Origin of the sequence: Kosakonia sp. PSU_27, assembly GCF_039409795.1 — a bacterium.
Taxonomy (GTDB): domain Bacteria; phylum Pseudomonadota; class Gammaproteobacteria; order Enterobacterales; family Enterobacteriaceae; genus Kosakonia.
This window is the reverse complement of record NZ_JBCIVK010000004.1, coordinates 326,217-342,028: the sequence shown is the minus strand read 5'-3', so window position 1 is coordinate 342,028 and position 15,812 is coordinate 326,217. Positions and strand designations below refer to the sequence as shown.

The 15,812-nt window shown below is 53.3% G+C and carries 15 protein-coding genes and 1 pseudogene; 10 read left to right on the top strand and 6 right to left on the bottom strand.

What is annotated here, in order from left to right; genetic code table 11:
• Positions 1 to 316 precede the first annotated feature (316 nt).
• Both mmuP and mmuM read left to right on the top strand, forming a co-directional pair.
• Complete coding sequence (mmuP, locus tag AAIG26_RS11775; protein ID WP_343179878.1) at positions 317 to 1,717, top strand: S-methylmethionine permease; 1,401 nt, start codon at positions 317 to 319, stop codon at positions 1,715 to 1,717.
• A complete protein-coding gene (mmuM, locus tag AAIG26_RS11770; protein ID WP_343179877.1) occupies positions 1,704 to 2,636 on the top strand; it encodes a homocysteine S-methyltransferase in 933 nt (310 codons plus the stop codon). The genes mmuP and mmuM overlap by 14 nt, the downstream gene beginning before the upstream one ends.
• A 242-nt stretch (positions 2,637 to 2,878) precedes the next feature.
• On the opposite strand, the gene AAIG26_RS11765 is transcribed toward mmuM, so the two are convergent.
• Positions 2,879 to 3,784: an NADP-dependent oxidoreductase gene (locus tag AAIG26_RS11765; protein WP_343179876.1), complete on the bottom strand. Its 906-nt coding sequence runs from the start codon at positions 3,782 to 3,784 to the stop codon at positions 2,879 to 2,881.
• 604 nt (positions 3,785 to 4,388) lie between these two features.
• Between AAIG26_RS11765 and AAIG26_RS11760 the strand changes: the two genes are divergently transcribed.
• Positions 4,389 to 4,925 (top strand): dihydrofolate reductase family protein, encoded by a 537-nt coding sequence (locus AAIG26_RS11760; RefSeq protein ID WP_343179875.1) that lies wholly within the window; start codon positions 4,389 to 4,391, stop codon positions 4,923 to 4,925.
• 109 nt (positions 4,926 to 5,034) lie between these two features.
• On the opposite strand, the gene AAIG26_RS11755 is transcribed toward AAIG26_RS11760, so the two are convergent.
• Both AAIG26_RS11755 and AAIG26_RS11750 read right to left on the bottom strand, forming a co-directional pair.
• Positions 5,035 to 5,439, bottom strand: coding sequence for a GNAT family N-acetyltransferase (locus AAIG26_RS11755; protein ID WP_343179873.1), 405 nt, complete (start codon positions 5,437 to 5,439; stop codon positions 5,035 to 5,037).
• 284 nt (positions 5,440 to 5,723) lie between these two features.
• Entirely contained in the window at positions 5,724 to 6,599 is an 876-nt protein-coding gene (locus AAIG26_RS11750; RefSeq protein ID WP_343179872.1) for a LysR family transcriptional regulator, read from the bottom strand.
• Positions 6,600 to 6,707: 108 nt separating this feature from the next.
• Here AAIG26_RS11750 and AAIG26_RS11745 point away from each other — a divergent pair, with 108 nt between their 5' ends.
• Positions 6,708 to 7,574: an NmrA family NAD(P)-binding protein gene (locus AAIG26_RS11745; protein WP_343179870.1), complete on the top strand. Its 867-nt coding sequence runs from the start codon at positions 6,708 to 6,710 to the stop codon at positions 7,572 to 7,574.
• Between the two features lie 28 nt (positions 7,575 to 7,602).
• Here the strand turns inward: AAIG26_RS11745 and AAIG26_RS11740 are convergent, their stop codons facing one another.
• Positions 7,603 to 8,544: an AraC family transcriptional regulator gene (locus AAIG26_RS11740; RefSeq protein WP_343179868.1), complete on the bottom strand. Its 942-nt coding sequence runs from the start codon at positions 8,542 to 8,544 to the stop codon at positions 7,603 to 7,605.
• Between the two features lie 94 nt (positions 8,545 to 8,638).
• Here AAIG26_RS11740 and AAIG26_RS11735 point away from each other — a divergent pair, with 94 nt between their 5' ends.
• Both AAIG26_RS11735 and AAIG26_RS11730 read left to right on the top strand, forming a co-directional pair.
• Positions 8,639 to 9,409 (top strand): SDR family oxidoreductase, encoded by a 771-nt coding sequence (locus tag AAIG26_RS11735; protein WP_160270783.1) that lies wholly within the window; start codon positions 8,639 to 8,641, stop codon positions 9,407 to 9,409.
• Between the two features lie 230 nt (positions 9,410 to 9,639).
• A pseudogene (locus tag AAIG26_RS11730) lies at positions 9,640 to 10,216 on the top strand (LysR substrate-binding domain-containing protein); the annotation flags it as partial.
• 172 nt (positions 10,217 to 10,388) lie between these two features.
• Here the strand turns inward: AAIG26_RS11730 and AAIG26_RS11725 are convergent.
• Entirely contained in the window at positions 10,389 to 11,225 is an 837-nt protein-coding gene (locus AAIG26_RS11725) for a MipA/OmpV family protein (protein ID WP_045506958.1), read from the bottom strand.
• A gap of 206 nt (positions 11,226 to 11,431) precedes the next feature.
• Here AAIG26_RS11725 and AAIG26_RS11720 point away from each other — a divergent pair, with 206 nt between their 5' ends.
• The 4 genes from AAIG26_RS11720 to AAIG26_RS11705 all read left to right on the top strand — a co-directional run bounded on the left by AAIG26_RS11720 (position 11,432) and on the right by AAIG26_RS11705 (position 14,724).
• Positions 11,432 to 12,109 carry a response regulator transcription factor gene (locus AAIG26_RS11720; protein WP_343179866.1) on the top strand — a complete coding sequence of 226 codons (678 nt, stop codon included), beginning with the start codon at positions 11,432 to 11,434 and terminating at the stop codon, positions 12,107 to 12,109.
• Positions 12,109 to 13,497, top strand: coding sequence for an ATP-binding protein (locus AAIG26_RS11715; RefSeq protein ID WP_343179865.1), 1,389 nt, complete (start codon positions 12,109 to 12,111; stop codon positions 13,495 to 13,497). Before AAIG26_RS11720 ends, AAIG26_RS11715 begins: the two co-directional genes overlap by 1 nt.
• Positions 13,498 to 13,547: 50 nt before the next feature.
• Positions 13,548 to 13,985 (top strand): hypothetical protein, encoded by a 438-nt coding sequence (locus AAIG26_RS11710; RefSeq protein ID WP_343179864.1) that lies wholly within the window; start codon positions 13,548 to 13,550, stop codon positions 13,983 to 13,985.
• A gap of 589 nt (positions 13,986 to 14,574) precedes the next feature.
• Positions 14,575 to 14,724 (top strand): hypothetical protein, encoded by a 150-nt coding sequence (locus AAIG26_RS11705; RefSeq protein WP_343179863.1) that lies wholly within the window; start codon positions 14,575 to 14,577, stop codon positions 14,722 to 14,724.
• Positions 14,725 to 14,818: 94 nt separating this feature from the next.
• On the opposite strand, the gene catA is transcribed toward AAIG26_RS11705, so the two are convergent.
• Positions 14,819 to 15,496, bottom strand: a complete 678-nt coding sequence (catA, locus tag AAIG26_RS11700; RefSeq protein ID WP_343179862.1) for a type A chloramphenicol O-acetyltransferase — start codon at positions 15,494 to 15,496, stop codon at positions 14,819 to 14,821.
• Between the last annotated feature and the right edge of the window lie 316 nt (positions 15,497 to 15,812).

Genomic DNA, 15,812 nt, shown 5'->3' with positions numbered 1-15,812 from the left:
GTTACACCAGAGGGCGCAGGGTTGTATCGCTTGCGTCGTTGCGCTGCAAAAGCCCGCTGGTATAACCCCTTCAAAAGGACTCATTCCCACAGCCACAGATATTTTCACTCCTGCGGCGGGGCATCCGGATACCCGACATTCTTATCTTGTTTCCTCCCGGTCGTGCGCTGAAAAAACCGCTTTCCCGATCTTTGTTCGCCCCTTGCTTCTGCGTGTCTCAACCCGGATGTCAGCCCGGTGCTGGCCTTTTGTTGATAATGACGATATAAAGTACCCCGGAACGGACATTTAGACATCTATACGTTTAGAAGGTGGTATGCAAACACAACAAGAAAATGGCGAGCTTAAGCGCACCATGAAAACCCGCCATTTGATTATGCTGTCATTGGGCGGCGTCATTGGCACAGGGTTATTTTTTAATACCGGATACATCATCTCCACTACGGGGGCGGCAGGGACACTGCTGGCGTATTTGATTGGGGCGCTGGTCGTTTGGCTGGTGATGCAGTGCCTTGGCGAGCTTTCCGTGGCGATGCCGGTAACCGGCGCTTTTCATGTCTATGCGGCGCGCTATATCGGTCCGGCGACAGGGTATACCGTGGCATGGCTATACTGGCTTACCTGGACAGTTGCACTGGGCTCAAGTTTTACCGCCGCCGGATTTTGTATGCAGTACTGGTTTCCGCAGGTTCCGGTCTGGATATGGAGCGCCCTGTTTTGTGCGGTAATTTTTTGTCTTAACGCGATTTCAACGCGTTTCTTTGCCGAAGGGGAGTTCTGGTTTTCGCTGATTAAAGTCGCGACCATTCTCGTCTTCATCATCCTGGGTTGCGGGGTGATTTTCGGGTTTATCTCCCTGAAGGATGGTTCACCGTCGCCGGGGCTTTCTAACCTCACCAGCGAAGGCTGGTTCCCGCACGGCGGTCTGCCCATTCTGATGACCATGGTGGCGGTCAATTTTGCTTTTTCCGGTACGGAGCTTATCGGTATCGCGGCGGGTGAAACAGAAAATCCGCACCAGGCTATCCCGGTCGCGATCCGCGCGACGATTGCCCGCTTGATCCTGTTTTTTATCGGCACCGTTTTTGTCCTTGCCGCGCTGGTTCCGGCAAATGTGGCCGGGGTTGAGAAGAGCCCGTTTGTGCTGGTCTTTGAAAAAATCGGCATTCCGTATGCGGCAGATATTTTTAACTTTGTCATCCTGACCGCTATCCTTTCCGCGGCGAATTCCGGGCTCTACGCCTCGGGTCGTATGCTATGGTCGCTGGCAAACGAAAAAACGTTGCCGGGCTGTTTTGCCCGTGTCAACAAAAATGGCGTGCCGTTGATAGCACTTTCTGTCTCGATGCTTGGTGGTCTGCTGGCGCTGTTATCGAGTGTGATTGCCCCTGATACTGTCTTCGTTGCGCTCAGTGCCATTTCAGGCTTTGCCGTTGTCGCGGTCTGGCTCAGCATCTGCGCGGCCCACTTTGTCTTTCGTCGTCGCCACTTACAGTCGGGCAAGTCATCTGCGGCATTGAAATACCGGGCACCCTGGTATCCGCTGGTGCCGGTACTTGGATTCGTGCTGTGTCTGCTGGCCTGCATCGGGCTGGCGTTCGATGCGGATCAACGCATTGCGCTCTATTGTGGTCTGCCGTTTGTCGCCTTTTGCTACGGTGCCTATTTTCTCACCCGGAAAACAACCTTGAAGGAGGCTGACTATGCCGCAGAGTAACTCCATGACCACGCTGCTTGAACATCATCCCTTTGCTGTGCTGGATGGTGCCCTGGCCACTGAGCTTGAAGCGCGCGGATGCAGCCTTGTCGATAATCTCTGGTCGGCCAAAGTGTTAATGGAAAATCCGCAGCGTATTCGGGACGTGCATCTGGATTACTTTCGGGCGGGCGCACAGATAGCCATTACCGCCAGTTACCAGGCCACACCCGCTGGTTTTGCAGCTCGCGGGCTGACTGAGGCGCAGTCGAAAGCGCTGATTGCACAGAGTGTGAAACTGGCAAAAGAGGCGAGTGACATTTATCGCTCAGAAAACCCCAATGCCGGTCCGCTGCTGGTGGCGGGCTCTGTTGGGCCATACGGTGCTTATCTGGCAGATGGCTCGGAGTATCGCGGCGACTACGCGTGCAGCCACGAGGCGTTTCAGGCATTTCATCGCCCGCGCATTGATGCATTGCTCAATGCCGGTGCCGATCTGCTGGCCTGTGAAACATTACCTTCTTTCGCCGAAATCGTCGCGCTGGCAGACCTGTTATCTGAATATCCGCAAGCGCAGGCGTGGTTCTCTTTCACCTTACGTGACGACAAGCATTTGAGCGACGGCACACCGCTGGTCCAGGTGGTAAATGCGCTGTCTGGTTGTCCCCAAATCGTTGCTCTGGGAATTAACTGTATTGCGCTGAGCAAAACCACTGCCGCCCTCAAACATCTGCAAAGCCTCAGTGCGCTGCCTCTGGTTGTCTATCCGAACTCTGGTGAAACCTATGACGCCGTTACTAAGGCGTGGCATACACACGGCGGGAGCTGCGGATCCTTAGCGGCATATTTGCCCCAGTGGTTAGCGGCGGGAGCGAGAATTATTGGCGGATGCTGCCGTACTACCCCGCAGGATATTGCCGCGCTGAGCGAACACCGTTAACGGCGAGGAAACTCGCAGGGCTCGTGGGCCGAAAATTGTGGCCCACGGCGCCTGTCACCCGGCTGGCATGAAGATGAATCGCTCTCTGCGTTATCAATGGCTGGCGAAAAATTTGTCTATGTCTGACAACCGATAACCTCAACCTGATGACTGTGCATTGCATGGCGGAAGGCATCGAGGCTGCACCCGAATTGAAGAGCGAGACGTGACGGGTAGCCCGATTGCCTCCGGCAAGCTGCACTTCAGCAAACCTTGATGACGAGTTTGCCGGTCACGTGGCCTTCTGCACTTACCCGATGTGCATCGGCAGTCTGTTGCAGTGGGTATACGCCCGCAATATGAAGTTTAAACAGGCCATCGGCACAGAGACGGGCAATATTTGCGAGGATCAGCTCCGGGTGTACAGGCGGGCCGTGGGAAAATTTCGCGCCATACTGCTCTGCAGATAAATCCGCGACGGAAAGTACGCGAGCGGGATGTCCCACGATTGAAATTAATTCAGGTATGACCCCGGAACCCGCAACGTCAATGGCCGCATCAACACCTCCCGGCGCTAAGTGAGTTATTCGTTCCTGTAAACCGGGACCGTACGTGGTCGGAATGGCGCCTAATGAGGCGAGATAGCCATGTTTAGGGGAACTTGCTGAACCAATAACGGTTATGCCGCGCAGGCAGGCAAGCTGGACGATAGCCGTTCCTACACCGCCTGCCGCCCCGCTAACCAGCAGCGTCTGCCCCGTTTTTATATTCACTTCATCGAGTGCCCGGCTGGCCGTATCAGTCATTACGGGCAAGCCTGCTGCCACCGCAAAAGATACCGCAGCGGGTTTGACCGCCCAGTGCGAGAGGATGGCTTTCTCCGCGACGGTGCCATCACCAAAACCGAATACCGCATCGCCGATGGCAACGCCGGAAACGCCATCGCCAATCTCATCAACAACGCCGCTGGCCTCCACGCCCACCGTGAGTGGCAACACCCCATCTTCGAATGCCTGATACTGGCCCTCTCTGCGTTTCCAGTCCGATGGATTCACCCCGGCATAATGCACCGCAATACGAATCTCGCCAGGCCCGGCGTGAGGAACAGGAATTTCATCAACACGTAATTCATCAGGCCCACCGAACGCGTGATAACGGATTGCCTTCATCGTGTTACTACCGTCTACACACACAGGAGCAGAAAAAGCAGGAAGAGAACGGACAGATAACTGCGGGTCAGAATTTGAGTTTGACATAGGTACGCTCCGTTTATCGTGCCGCTACCGACGGGTAGCGATAAGCGCTTTCGCCATGTCATGGCAACAACGCGGTTGATTTCGAAGACGCTGGTCAAACTGTAAGGAAACAGAATCGACGTGTACGCGATCAATTCAGCAGCAGAAAGGATCGTTTTTCGCGACGTGCCGGTGAGCCTACTCAGGCGTAAACAGGCTGTCAATAGTCCCCTGGCGATTGCTTTTTTATGTCGTCAGTCAGGGCATCATTGATAAATACTGACTGCCGACATGCCTGCCCCTTGACCAGTTGCTGAGTGCCAGGAGCGGGCGTTGTTAACATGGCGATAGGTTGCTTTATGGGGAGCAGATCACGGCTTTTCGCTCCATCCTGGACTCAACATCACACGATTTTTTGCCGTAATCCATAATGGGAACGTTGCTGCTCTCATGCTACGTTTTTCCGCAGGGAGCAGGTCTTTATCGCTCACATCCCTAAACTCTACGGGATATATGCAACCTGAATACGGAGCACCTGATGGTCACCACACATGTTTTTATCGCGGTCAGTCTTGATGGTTATATCGCCCGACAGGATGGCGACATCGAGTGGTTGTTGCAGCGCGATGACCCGACAGAAGATCATGGCTATGCAGCATTTATCGCGGACAAAGATTGGATCGTTATGGGGCGGGGCAGCTATGAGAAGGTGCTGACCTTTGACGAATGGCCTTATGACCGACCCGTGCTGGTGCTCTCCCGACAGCTAAGCGATACTCACGTGCCCGAGAAGCTGGAGGGCAAAGTGCAGTTCTCATGCCGCACGCCAGGGGAGGTGCTTACTGACCTGGCGGCGCAGAACGCGCATCGCGTCTATATCGATGGCGGGCAGGTAATACAGTCGTTCCTGCGCGAAGGTCTGGTCGCCGATATCGTTATCACTACCGTTCCTGTCCTGCTCGGTTCGGGAAAACCGTTGTTCGGAGCCCTGAATGGGGATATAGAGTTGACTCTGTTATCAAGCCGCAGCTTCCCTTCGGGTCTGGTGCAGTCGCACTATCGGCTGACGTCATAAACCGCCTGTAAACTTAGCGGCGACCTCCGCTAAAGCGAGAGTACCGCCCGCTGCCAGCGGTACTGTTTTACTTCAACGACCTTGCCTCAGCTCACTGAAAAGGCGTGCATCATTCAGCGTCAACGCATGGCCATATATAGTGATTATCAACGCCTTCAGTTCGCTCAAACATGAACCCTAGAGCGCGGTAGAAATCATTCGCCGGGCTTGCTTTCAACGCGATCAGTCGGATAGCTTTCCCTGGATGTCTGGCTTTTTGCTGTATGCGCTGCACCACCTCTTTTCCCACGCCCTTACCCTGAAATTGATTTTTGATATAGAAGTGATCCAGATAGAGGTACGTCGGGAAATCCCGCAGCACGTAAAATCCCACGATCTCATGCTGGTAGCAGATGATGAACGTCTCTTTATCCGTAAATGTCGAAAGGAAGCGTTCGCGTGCTCTGATGGGATCGAATCTGTTGATCGCCTCAAGACTCGGGCGCATTGCCTCAACGCGGAGTTCAGCCAGCATTGACGCCTCATCAGCAAGAGCAGGGCGAATATGGAGATTTAAAGGCAAAGTAACCTCGCATAGCGTTGGTGGTTTTCTACACAGAATAACACTCTCTTACCAGACACCAGACACCAGACACCAGACACCAGACACCAGACACCAGACACCAGACACCAGCGCAGCACAGCACAGCGTGAGAATTCGCTCGTGGTTGGGCAATCAACAATAATGCCCTCACAGCGCAGTGCTAAAGCTGTTGCTTAACAAACAGTTATCTCCGGTTAATACCCGAATCGGCTGGTTCAGACAGAGAACCAGCCGGTGGGATAGTGCTCGCAGATAAACTCCACGAAAGCCTTAACTTTGGGGCTCTGAAGGCGACGGGCGGTGTGCAGCACCCAGAGTTCAGTCAATGTATCGGCTTCTCCCCAGCACACCAGCTCACCTTTTTCCAGTTGCTGGCTGACAATGGATTGCGGAAGCATCGCCGCGCCGACACCTGCCAGCACGGCATCGCGCACGGTCAGCAGGGAAGAGAGGCGCATCACCGGTTGCGGCGCGAAACGACGCTCTCCGCTCTGAACGGTCCAGAGCTCGCCGTCCGAATAAGTTGACATCACAATTGCCGGGATCGCAGGCGCGCTTTGCGCATCGCTGAGCGGCATCTCAAGCGCGGGAACCGCCACCAGCGCCAGTCTGTCTCTGGCAAACTGTCTGCCAACCAGCGTGCTGTTTTTGTGCGGATTAATACGGATCGCGACATCAAAATGCTCATCCACCAGGTCGCTGATTCGATTTTCAGAAATCACTTCAACGTAAATGCGAGGATAGCGGCGGCGAAACTCAGCCAGAAGCTGTCCGAGAGCGAGTTGTGAAAAGAGCAGTGGGGCCGCAATACGCAGCCATCCCGCAGGAGTTGCCGACGCTTCCCGCGCGGATTCGACCGCTTCATCAATGTCACGGATTGCGCCAACGGTGCGTGACAAAAGGCGTTCACCCGCCTCAGTGATGTGCAACCTCTGCCCTCCGCGTTCAATAAGACGCACACCGAGCGCCTCTTCAAGATCCGTCAGCCTGCGTGACAGGGTTGCTTTGGGCTTTCCGCTGGCGCGACTGGCCGCGCCGATCCCGCCCGAGGCAGCGATGAGGTGGAAATCTTTAAGGGCATTAATATCCATGGGGTGTCTCATTTATGGAACGAAACATCTAAAAAATAGCATCTTCAAAGCGAAAATGGATCGAGATAGTGTTTGTTTACACCAACCAAACACCACGGAGTAAATACCATGACCATCCTGATCACCGGAGCTACCGGTCGCGTCGGCCGCCATATTGTTAACCAGCTTCTTCGCCGCGGCGCCGATTTCCGCGTGCTGACCCGTGACCCCGCAAAGGCCGGTTTTGCCGAAAATGTGGAGGTTGTGAAAGGCGATATGCTGGATATCGACGCCTTGCGCGCCGCCTTCAGCGGCATCAAGACGCTGTTTTTACTGAATGCGGTCACGAGCGACGAATATACCCAGACGATGATTACCCTCAACATTGCCCGCGAGTGCGGCGTTGAACGTGTGGTTTACCTCTCTGTCTTTGGCGCCGATGTTGCCGTCAATGTGCCGCACTTCGCCGTGAAATATGGGGCCGAGCGCATGCTTAACGCGATGGACTTTAGCGCCACGATCCTGCGGCCAACCTACTTTATCGACAACGAGGCCATGATTAAGGATGTGGTCATGAACCACGGTGTTTATCCGATGCCGATCGGCGGGATTGGCCTGGCAATGGTCGACACCCGCGATATCGCTGAAGTGGCGGCCATTGAACTGATACGACGCGATCGGGCGAGCGAAAAACTGCCTGTCGAGACGATTAATCTTGTCGGCCCCGATACGCTGACCGGCGAGAGCGCCGCCGCCGTATGGAGCGAGGTGCTGGGCCGCGAGATTATTTACGGCGGAGATAATCCGGGTGCATTTGAAGCCAGCATGGCGGAATTTATGCCGAAATGGATGGCCTACGAAATGCGCCTGATGGCTGAGCGCTACGTCAGCCACGGCATGCTTCCGCAGGATGGCGACAGAGAGCGACTGGTCACGCTTCTTGGCCGCCCGCTGCATACTTACCGCGACGTCGTGACGGCACTTGCCGCGCAATAAAATACCCTTCTCGCACGCGGGCGTGGGCTTAAGGAAAAGCCTGCTCCTTGCTTAACGCCGGGGAACGCATTTGCGGGATCTTCTGGCGTCTGAAAACGCCTGGTGGAACGCCCACATAGTGCGTGAATGCCACGTTAAAGGCGCTCGCTGACTGATAGCCGACGTGAAAGGCAATTTGTTCAATTTTCTCTTTGCTGCTGATCAGCGCTTTTTTCGCTAACGACATGCGCCAGAAGAGAAGATATTGCCCCGGCGGCATCCCGACTGTCTCACTGAAAGCGGCAAAAAAAGCCGAGCGGGACATGGCGGCGTGGCGGGCGAGCTGGGCGATTTGCCACTCAACGCCCGGTTTTTCATGGATCAGATGCAGCGCGACGGCGATCTTTTCATGTTGCAGCCCTTTCAGGATGCCCGCCGTTTTCGGCAGATCATCATTACTGCGTAACGACTCGACCAGCAGCAGCTGTAAAAGCCGCATTAATACCTCGTCGCGCCCTGGTCGCCGGGCCCGGCTTTCATCCAGCAGAAGTTCAAGCAAGGTGGCGAAACGCCGTTGCCCTTTAATCAGGATCTCATTTGGCAGCAAAGAGACGATGAGTTGCTTATCCGGCGTATCGAATTCACAGTGGCCGACAGACATGATCAGATCGGCGGGCCCGCTGGTTGCGCCAATCCGCACATGGCCTTCGCTGATAATCGTTGGCGTTGTGATGTCAGTTGAGCCAGCTCCGCCCGCGTTGGTGTTCTCGAAAACGTACGCGGCGGGTATCAGAATAAAATCACCGGCAACCAGCAACGTTGGACCTTTGCCGTTAACAGTGATCAGGCATTCGCCTTCCAGCACGGCGCAGTAAAAGGCCTCTCCGCCAGATTCCCGAACAATACGCCACTGGCCGCGCCCTTCAACGAGTTTTGAATGCGATGGCCTGGGGTTGAGCAGGGCAACAATATCGGTTATCGGATCTGACATTGGACGCTCTCTAAAGTTTACGGGACGTTTGATTATATATTGTCCGGCTGGTGGCCGCTATGATCGCTGCTCTTGCCACCAAAGAGGATCACATATGTCTACTGTACTGATTACCGGTTGCTCTTCAGGTTTTGGTCTTGCCGCAGCAAAACTTTTTTTACAGCAGGGCTGGGATGTGATTGCCACCATGAGAACGCCTGACCCGACCTGTTTGCCTGCAAGCGATAAACTGACGATCCTGCCGCTCGATATTACTTCCGCGCAGAGCATTAACCATGTCGTGAAAGCGGCGGGCGCGATTGATGTTCTGGTGAACAATGCGGGTTTTGGCGCACCTGTACCGGTCGAACTTACGCCGCTTGCCACCGCGCAGCAGTTAATGAACACCAATGTGCTGGGGACGCTGTCATTAACCCAGGCGTTTCTGCCGCTGATGAGAGAGAAAAAATCAGGGGTGATCATTAACGTCTCTTCATCCGTAACGACCCGGGCGATGCCGCTGATTGGCCTTTATCGCGCCAGTAAAGCGGCGCTGAATGCATGGAGCGAGTCACTTGCCATTGAAGTCAGGCCTTTTGGTATTCGTGTTCACGTGGTGTTACCGGGGCGCTCCCCGGAAACGAAGTTTGGCGAGAATGCGCGCGCCTATTTTGCAGGCATCGATGATCCCGCCTATGGGCAAATGGTGCAGGAGTTTATCCAGCGTGTGGGCGATAGCAACGCGCCCGTGACGCATGCGGATGATGTCGCGAATGCCATTTTCGCGGTTGCGCGGGATGCCAGTGCGCCGCTCTATACTGCGGCGGGTGAAGATGCCCAAATGATGCTGAAAGAGGCACAGCATCGTTCCCCCTTCACTTACTAATTGCGCCGAACGAGAACTGCAAAAAAGTCACAGAGGGGATATTCCCCTCTGAGCTTTAGCAAAGTGCGATGGCTGCCGTTTTCCATCTCTTAACCGCATATCAGGCTGGCGAGGATGTTTTGTCTGGCAGCGACAATTAGCTTTTTGATCCCGGAAAAGAGGCCGCGCGGCGTGTACCAGGCGTGGATGCGTGAAGTAACGACGCCTCAGCGACTCCGCTGGTTATTCGCTCAGCCGAGTGGTTTGCTAATTATGTTCTGGCCCCTGTGCTGGTCGAACTGACGCGCCGCCATCCAGCGATTGTGCCGGAAATTATCGCCAGCTACCGCTTACTTAATCTGTCGCGCCGTGATGCCGACATCGCATTTCGCATTGTTCCCCGAACCGGATATTGTTCAGCGCCGGTTGATGAGTATGCCCTACGCGCTGTATGGCACGCCGGAAATCGCGCATCTCGCGGAGCACGACCCGGCCGCAGTGGGGCTTATTCTTATGAATACGGCACAATCCCACTTTTCTGACGTTGCCTGGCTGCTCGACAGATTTCCGCAGTCACGGCGTGTATTTACCAGCACCAGCCGGGCCGTTCAGGCGCAGATGTGCCAGCGGGGAATGGGGATTGCTGTTTTGCCGCGGCCTCTTGGCGATGCCATCCCCGGATTGCAGTGCATTCACATGCCGGAACCGCCGCCATCCAAAGATATCTGGGTGGGGTATCACTATGATCTGCGCCATATGGATCGCCTGCGGGTCATGCTGGATATCGTCGATGCCTTGCTGGCGGATCCCGCCCCGTCCGCAACGTAAGCCTGCTCTTCTGCAGATGCGCCAACTAACCGGTTTTATCCGGGGCCGGGGCAGATGCTTTTGGATCTTCACTGTATTGAGTGCCGCCCCGTTCGCTGAACCGGGGCGGAACGAATGCCTGTTTATTGTCTGTGCGGAGCCATAAGCGGGCGGGAAGCGTGTTGAACAACGATCAGAAACGATATGTCACCAGCAGGCTTCCTGTGGGCGATGTGTTTCGTTGCACAATCGGGCTATTGCGCGCATCACCCGTCAACTGCGTTACGCCTGCAGCGGCAACCACGCTCCAGTCCTGGTTGAATTTGTGGGTCCAGGTAAGATTCGTTGACCAGGCATAAATTCCCGATCCGGCATCATATTGAGTAAACCCCGAGGCGGCCGACTGGGATGCACTGACACCGTAGTAAGTCTGCATGTACTTTTCCGTTCCCCAACTGCCGGTCAGCGCCAGCGTCACGGAGTTGCTCGATGAGACATAGAGCGGGCTATTGATGCCGAAATGCAGGGCCGCGCCATTGCTTCGCTGCGAAACCGGCACCTCGGCCTGCAATTGCACATTAAGCCAGTTGGTCACCCCGTACCCCACGCCAAGCACACCAAGAGCCGAGCCTTTGACGTCGCCCATACCGCGCAGGTAGTCGCTGCCGTCGCTTAGCGAGTCGCTGTCCGCATCGCGATCCTTGCGGCCTGCGCGATAGCTCAGCGCCGCGTTGTAATCGAACTTGCCGAGGTTGTTGCCGTAGCCGATGCCCCGCGTGGTGCTGACGAAGAAACCATTTGCCATTGTGTAATCAAGTACCAGGGCCGTTGTGACGCGGCTTTTATCCGCGCCAGAATAGCGTGGCGTAACATTCGCGCCGCCTCCCAGGGTCAACGCATTGCCCGGATCCTGTTCTGCCGCCAGTATCGGGGTGGCCAGTAACGCCAGGACCGCGCCCGGCAACATTTTTTTCAGGCTGCGCCCCGAAAGTGGAAGGGGGAACTTATGACGCAGTTTGATGTTTCTCATTAAAGAATTCCTTGTGGATTCAAATGATTACGATACAAGCGGGTGTTAAACGCCAGAACGCTCATTTTGCATGCACCCCCTAAAGTTCTCGTGAGCCAAAAATGAAGAAAGGATGAAGCAAGTACAGGTGCTGCAAAGCTGATAGATTTCCTGCTACCGTTTTTTTCTTCAGACGTTCTTCATTCACTGTTGATACCGTAACCATTGTGAAAATTCTCCTAATCGAAGACGACCTGGATCTCGGCAATGGCGTGCGTATTGCTCTTGCAGATCAAGGATTTGATGTCATATGGGTTCGCCGCAAAGAGGATGCGCTGCATCAGCTTGATGCCTGCGTGCCTGAACTTGTGTTACTCGACCTCGGTTTACCCGACGGTGATGGCATGAGCCTGATGGCGCGCTTGCGTCAGCAGCTCAAGGGCATCCCCATCATCATCCTGACGGCGCGTGGCACACTGCACGATCGCCTCTCCGGGCTGGACGCCGGTGCCGACGACTATCTTGTCAAACCGTTTGTTCTCGCCGAGTTGCTGGCCAGAGTGAGAGCGCTTGCGCGCCGCAGTTACGGTTTTGAGAACGAGGCGATAGAGATTCGCGGATTATCGCTTCATGTGCCGACGCGACGCGTGACCGTGAATGCACGGCATGTTGAGTTGACGGCAAGTGAATACGCGCTGCTTGAAACGTTGATGTTGCGCACCGATCGCGTGCTGACCCGCAGTTTTCTGGAAGAACGGATCTTTGGCGCAAAAGAAAATATGAGTAATGCGCTCGATGTGCATATGGGGAATTTGCGTCGCAAAATCGGCGACGGCTATGTGCGAACGGTGAGGGGCGTTGGGTATGTCATTGATACCGTCCCGATCCTGAAGGGGGCAGGTTGATGCGAAATTTTTGGCGCCATCTGAGAACCCCAACGTTCGTACGGCGCATTATGGTAGCTCAAATGCTACTGCTCACACTGCTCTGGTGTCTTTTTCTGACTTACGTTTTGTGGGAGGACTTGCGTAGCCCGCCGATATTAACGGGCAGCAAGACTTACGAAACCATTTTTACTGTCGTTGAGAGTATGGAGGATCGCCCGCAGGAGCGAACGCATGTGCTGGCTGCGCTCAGTAAAGCGGTGCGGGAAGATTACGGTGGCGGTGAAGATCCAGAACTCTCCATCAGCCTTATCGTGCGCAAGAACAAAGCGATAATTTATGCCTCTGATGGCGCACCGACCGGGGTGACAAACACCCGCGATGGGAAAATTGAGCGAGTTCAGAGCGAAGGGCGCGCCTGGACCAGCCGTACCCTGACGTCCGCGAACTCCGACACGGAGGTCACACTCATCACCCCTGCCGGAGGCTGGAACTTCTTTATCTACCTGAATTCGCGTGGCTACTACGTCATGCCGCTACTGGTATGCATTCCTTTTCTTTTGTTTCCCGCGTGGTTGTCCATCCGCATTGCGATGCGCCCGTGGAATCGGGTGGTCAATGAAATTTCCCTACGCACGCCGGACGATCTCTCGCCCTTAAAAGCCGTGCCAAAGCACAGGGAGCTTCGCCAGATGGTCGACGCTGTGAACGGATTTCTTGCCAGGGTGCGGGAAAGTACGGAACGGGAACGCGTTTTCATTGCCGATGCCGCCCACGAGCTGCGCACCCCGCTGGCTGCAATGCGAATCAATGTTGAGGCTTTGCAGTCCTATGTCAGCAGTGACAGTCAAAAAGAGTTACTGGCAGGGATTATTCGCAGCAATAGCCGTGCGGCTCGTCTCGTCAATCAGTTGCTGCTGATGATGCACAGCGAAGCGCGCATTGACACGGTTATGGAGCCTGTGCCGCTGACGACGCTTATACAAGAGCGAATGGCCGGGCTGTCGCCGCTCGCGGCTGAGCGCAGGATAGAGCTTGAATTCTACGCTGAAGATGAAATCTGGATAACAGGTGTCCGCGAACGGTTGATGTCGCTTATCGATAACCTTATTGAAAATGCCGTGAAGTACAGCCCTGAGGGCGGACGGGTCGAGGTGGAGTTACGATCCCTAAATAATTCCACGCAGTTACGTGTTTCAGATGCCGGGCCAGGCATTCCCGTTGAATTGCGGGAGCGCGTGTTCGACCGGTTTTTTCGCGATCCTAATCAGATGCAAAGCGGGAGTGGGCTGGGGCTTGCCATCGTCAAAGCGGTTGCGCAGCAACACAACAGCAGCGTAAGTCTCACTACGTCTGCAGAAGGCGGACTGATGGTTACGGTTGATTTCCCACACCACAAGTCCGCCTGAACGGAAACGCAACGCTGATCCCGACCCGGCGGAGGGCATCTACCTGAACCATGGAGTTAAAAGTGAAATACGTTGCCCTGGCAGGCCTGTTGTGTTCCCTCGCACTCAGTGGGTGCGCCATAACCGTCAGCGAACTTAAAAGCAGCCAGTCCTCTTTTGACGGCAGTTTCATAAGCCACGCAGGGGCTTCTGATGCCTATCGAACCATCAGGCACATGGCAAGGCAGTGCCTCGAATATGAGGCATATTCAGGAAATCCGGTTATCGTATTAAGCGAGTTTGACGTTGAGCGCAAAAAAGGGGAGATCAATCAAAAACTCCTTTCACAAGGGTTATTGATTAATAACACGTTAATTGAGATCGAAAGCCGGAATGGCGACAACGCGCAGGTCAGCCTTTACACCACCAAGAACCTCCTGAGCGCGGGCATCCGCTCGCCAAAGATAAGTGATATTAAGCGCTGGGCTGGCGGCGATAAAACGTGCTAGCACGACACTCGCGTCTCACTCAGCACTACCGTGAAGTGCCCCGGATTGTATGACTTGCGCCACATTGATTAACACACCGCAAATTGCGTAATACCTTCGTCAGGAGGGGAACTACTGCGAACCTCCGCTTCTGGTGATGAGCGGAGATGCCTGCTCATGGCCGACTGCCTGGTGCCTGAAACGTACGTTGGAAACCATCACGCGATTAAATAGAGGATCTCGGTTCCAGGAACGGATACTCATATTCTATCGCTGAAATTAATGATTATGGGCTAAGATAGTGAGATCCGGGATATAGTGGGCCGTAAGCCTTCCCACCAGGAAGTAAAGGATAAAAATTAATGTCTTTTAAATTCTATGAAAAATACCCATCTTTAGATATTTCTCAGGCCTTTTGCGCGCGAATCGATCCCGAAATACGACTGAGTTCGGAATTACTCAAAAGCTTTTATTATTTGCTGTGGTTTCCCGGATATTTTGGATTCAACTGGGATGCATTAAACGATTGTTTATGTGATTTTAGCTGGATTGATAGTAAAAAATAGTCATCATTCATGAGAAAATCCCGGAATTACCTGATGAGGAAAAAGTGATTTATCTCGATATTCTTAACCATGCCATTTTATCCTGGAAAGAGGATAACACTCATGATTTTGAAGTTTATTTTAAGCAGGAAGACAAAAAGAATATCGAAGAGTTGCTTGCGCTTGCAAGGAATAATAAAGAGTCCAAAGGATAATTCAAACATGCCAAAGCTCTCTCCGTTTCAGCTTTAGCGCCGACGTCGTGCTGTATGCCCCAGGTAAAAAGATATTTACCCGTATTCTGGCGCATTACGCTTCGGGTTCCCCTGAATGTCGCAATAAGTCATCGCACATGGTTTGTAACTCATTGATTAGTCTTGATACATGGAAACCATCGCAAACGGCATGATGTACCTGGACGGCGAGAGGTAACAGTATTTTTTCACCTTGTTGGTAATATTTTCCAATCGTGAACATGGGGGCGAAAAAGTTCTGCATATTTGCAATATTAATATTAAAGCCGGTAAAACTTACCCAGGGGTTTGCAGATACAAAAAATACGTTTTCCCGAGACTCTTCTTTAGGCAGATAGGAGAGGTTATTGCCATAGCGTGCGACGTCTTCTGAATAAATATCCAGGAAGTGATGAATATTACCATCGTAGTGACTCCATAATGACGAAAAAGTCTCTGTTTCATCATGGAAAATCGTATAGCATGGGTGAATATCATTCCAGATGACAAGCTCATTGTCTTTTATAGCCATACGAAATTCTGTATGCTTGTTTACTATTTTAGCAATGAGAAAAATTAAAGTAGGATAAATTTTCCAGCCAACCGCCTTTATATGTTTTAACAACGCGGTAATATCTAATTGTACAGTTTGACTAAATGTACACTGAGCAAAGGTCTGAAATGCCTCAAAATGCTCCTTCCTTGCCCAACGAGATAGGTCGACAGTTGTATATTCTGGAGTTGTTTTTTTCATTTTTAGCCTTTGGTCACCAATAATGAATAATGTTTTTCCGGTAGCCTAAGATTTTTCTATAAATTAATCAAGTGCATAGGCCAGGAATCTTCCTGGTAGCGAACGAAATTATTAAGAGTGAGTGTATCTATCTTCATACGGGAAGAAACAGTACGTAAATTTTCCACTATCCAAATAATGAAAGTGGATTGTGCAATATGCAGTATTTTCGTAACGACAAAAAGTCGCCGAATATCCGCTCCTCGCTCAATAGTGCCTGTCATGCTGTAAGCATCCCGGTAAAACGAACCATTCACTTTCAGAGATCTTCCGACAT